Origin of the sequence: Caballeronia grimmiae (assembly GCF_000698555.1) — a bacterium.
Lineage (GTDB): Bacteria > Pseudomonadota > Gammaproteobacteria > Burkholderiales > Burkholderiaceae > Caballeronia > Caballeronia grimmiae.
The window spans coordinates 1-2883 of record NZ_JFHE01000099.1; the positions used below are offsets into that span (position 1 = coordinate 1).

Annotated in this window: 1 protein-coding gene and 1 pseudogene; both read right to left on the reverse strand. The window is 61.9% G+C overall.

The window, feature by feature from the left end; all coding sequences use genetic code 11:
- Positions 1 to 326: 326 nt before the first annotated feature.
- Positions 327 to 1178: an IS21-like element helper ATPase IstB gene (gene istB / locus BG57_RS30660; protein WP_035971017.1), complete on the reverse strand. Its 852-nt coding sequence runs from the start codon at positions 1176 to 1178 to the stop codon at positions 327 to 329.
- Positions 1175 to 2685, reverse strand: a pseudogene (gene istA / locus BG57_RS30665) (IS21 family transposase). The gene istB and the pseudogene istA overlap by 4 nt, the downstream one beginning before the upstream one ends.
- Positions 2686 to 2883 lie beyond the last annotated feature (198 nt).

A 2883-nucleotide genomic window follows, 5' to 3' on the forward strand; every position in this document is an offset into this window, starting at 1 on the left:
TGTGGCGCGACAATCCGGATGAGAGACGCGCGACAATCAAGTTGAGAATGTCGCGGCAAAAATGATGATGCCGATGTTGATTGGCGCTGGCAAGCGTTTGTTGATTGACGCGCGGCGTTGATTGACGCGGGCGTGTGGGTGTCGCGCGACAATCAAGCTGTAGCGACCAGTCAATGAGGATAGCTGTGTAATGGCGACGCCGCGGTTATTCTGGCTGCGCGACAATCAGGATGAGAATGTGGTGGCGTGGAGGGTGATGACGGGGTTGATTGACGCGGGCTCGCTTTGCCTGCGAGCCGCGCGTCAATCAGGATGAGATTAGCGGGTTATTCGGTGAGATCGATGCCTTGCTGATGCTCTTGTGTAGCTGGCACGCCGACGTTCTTTGGTGTCGCTCGACTGGCCGGGCGCCCCGGTCCGTGCTGCTTGCGCTGCAGGGCAGTACGGCGACGGTAGCTTTCGACGTTCAACTCAAAGATGGTCGAGTGGTGGACCAAACGGTCGACGGCGGCCACTGTCATGGCTCGGTCGGGGAAGACCTTGTCCCATTCGCCAAACGGCTGGTTGGCTGTTATGCAAAGGGAACGTCGCTCATACCTGGCGCTGATGAGTTCGAACAGCACCGACGTCTCTGCCTGATCTTTGCTGACATAGGCGAAATCGTCCAGGATGACCAGGTCGAAGCGATCCAGCCGGTTGATGGCGGACTCCAGCGCGAGCTCGCGGCGAGCGACCTGCAACCGTTGCACGAGGTCGGTAGTGCGAGCGAAGAAGACCTTCCAGCCCTTCTCCAGCAGGCTTAGTCCAATCGCCGACGACAAATGCGATTTGCCCCCTCCGCTCGGCCCTAGAAGAATCAGGTTGGTGCCGTTACGCAACCAGCCGTCGCCCGCGCAAAGCGCGGAGACGTGCGCGCGCGACACCATCGGCACCGCGTCGAAATCGAAGTTCTCCAGTGTCTTGCCCGGTAGCAGCTTCGCGTCCCTGAGATGACGTTCGACTCGGCGTCGATCGCGCTCGGCGATCTCGTGTTCGGCCAGTGCCATCAGCAGGCGTGCCGCTGGCCAGCCTTCCGTGTCGGAGCGCTCGGCAAAGCTAGACCAGATCTGCTTGATGGCAGGCAGCCGCAAATCGTTGAGCAGCAACGACAGGCGAGTGGCGTCGATGTCGAAGCTCATGCCGTCACCTCCGTTACCGTATCAAGCAGGGCTTCGTAGTCGCTCAGCGGTGCCAGTTGGACATTCACTTCCGGCATGCTGTTCGTGCGCTTTGCTTCGAAACGAGAACACAGTGCGTCCAGGTCGGGTAACTGTCCATGGTCCAAGCACTGCTGCAGCGCCTGAGCCAGTTGCGCTTCGCAGTTGTGCTCGTGGGCGAGGCCGAGCAGTTCAACCATGGTCCTGCATGCCTGGCGCTGCGCAAGCTGCTCAAGCAGGCGATCGAAGGTCAGTCGATACGCCTCGCGCGGAAAGATCTGATCGCGGTAGACCAGGTTGAGCAGCGCCATGGGCTTGCGGCGCAGCGCGTGGATGACGTGCCGGTAATTGATGACGTGGCCGTGCTTGCCGTTGGGACCTGCGCGGCCGCGCTGCAGTGTCATGAGGGCCGTGCCGCCCAGAAACAGTTCCAGCCGGTCGTCGTACAGCCGTACGCGCAGGTGATGGCCGATCAACCGTGACGGGACGGTATAAAACACCTTGCGCAGCACGAAGCCGCAGGTGGTCGTGACATACACGCGCGTTTCCTCGTAGTCGCACGTACGCTGGACCGGAAGCGGCTGAAGCAGTGCCCGCTCGAGCTCAATGCGTTTGCCATTACGCGCGTTGATTCGACCGACGATCTCGTCGATGAAGCGGCGATAAGAACCGAGATTGTCGAAGTCGTGACTGCCGCGCAGAAGCAACGCATCACGCACTGCGCTCTTAAGGTGGGCATGAGGGCTCTCGATAGAGCCGTTCTCGTGGGCAACGCCACGGTTGTTGCGTGTGGGCTGCATGCCGTAGTGGGCGCACAGAGCGTCGTAACGCGTGGTCAGATCCTTGCGCGCGTCGGCATCGAGATTGCGGAACGCCGCCGACAGGCTGTCGCTGCGGTGTTCGCGCGGCGCGCCCCCAAGTGCCCAAATGGCGTTCTGCAGCCCTTCAGCCAGCGCGACATAGCTCTCGCCGCCGAGAATGACGTGAGCGTGCTCGAAGCCCGAGCACGCCAGCCGGAAGTGATAGAGGCGGTGGTCAAGCGCGAGACCCGCCACGGTAATGCTTAGGCTGTCCATTTCGGTGAAGTCGGACAACCCGAGACGACCGGGTTCGTGTACTTGACGGAACATAACGTCATGCTCCTCGCCATGGAGTGCACGCCAGTCGCGAATACGGCGCTCCAGAGTGCGGCGCACGTTGCCCGGGAGGTCGGGATGGCGCCGAAGCATCTCGTCCAGCACGGCTGTCGAATGCCGGGAGCGGACTGGAGCAGCGGCACGATCTCGGTGTCGAAGATTGCCGCCAAGGGATCGGGACGACGACGCGCACGTGGCGCCTTCTTCTGTGATGGCAGTCGCCGGTCCTGATCGATGCGATACCCCGTGGCCACGCTGAACCCGGCGCGCGCAGCCGCTTGAGCCGGTCCTTCCTTGAGTCTGTACTTCATGTAGAGCCTCATCTGATGGTCGTTGATGTGTCGGCCGGGCAACGCAGCCTCCGTTCGCTACACGAAAGAGCTGTTCATACCCGATTTACCGCGACCACCGATAAGGCACCCCGCAGCGGGGCGGACTCCTCGGCGCGGCGTTGCGGCAGCGGTTCCGGGCTACGCCCTTCACCGCTGCCGCAACGCCAGTACTCTCATCCTGATTGACGCGCTGCTCTCACCTTGTTTGACGCGCGGCAC

Excerpts from the sequence above, each read along its gene's own strand:
- istB (WP_035971017.1), bottom strand. The coding sequence starts at position 1,178 with ATGAGCTTCGACATCGACGCCACTCGCCTGTCGTTGCTGCTCAACGAT.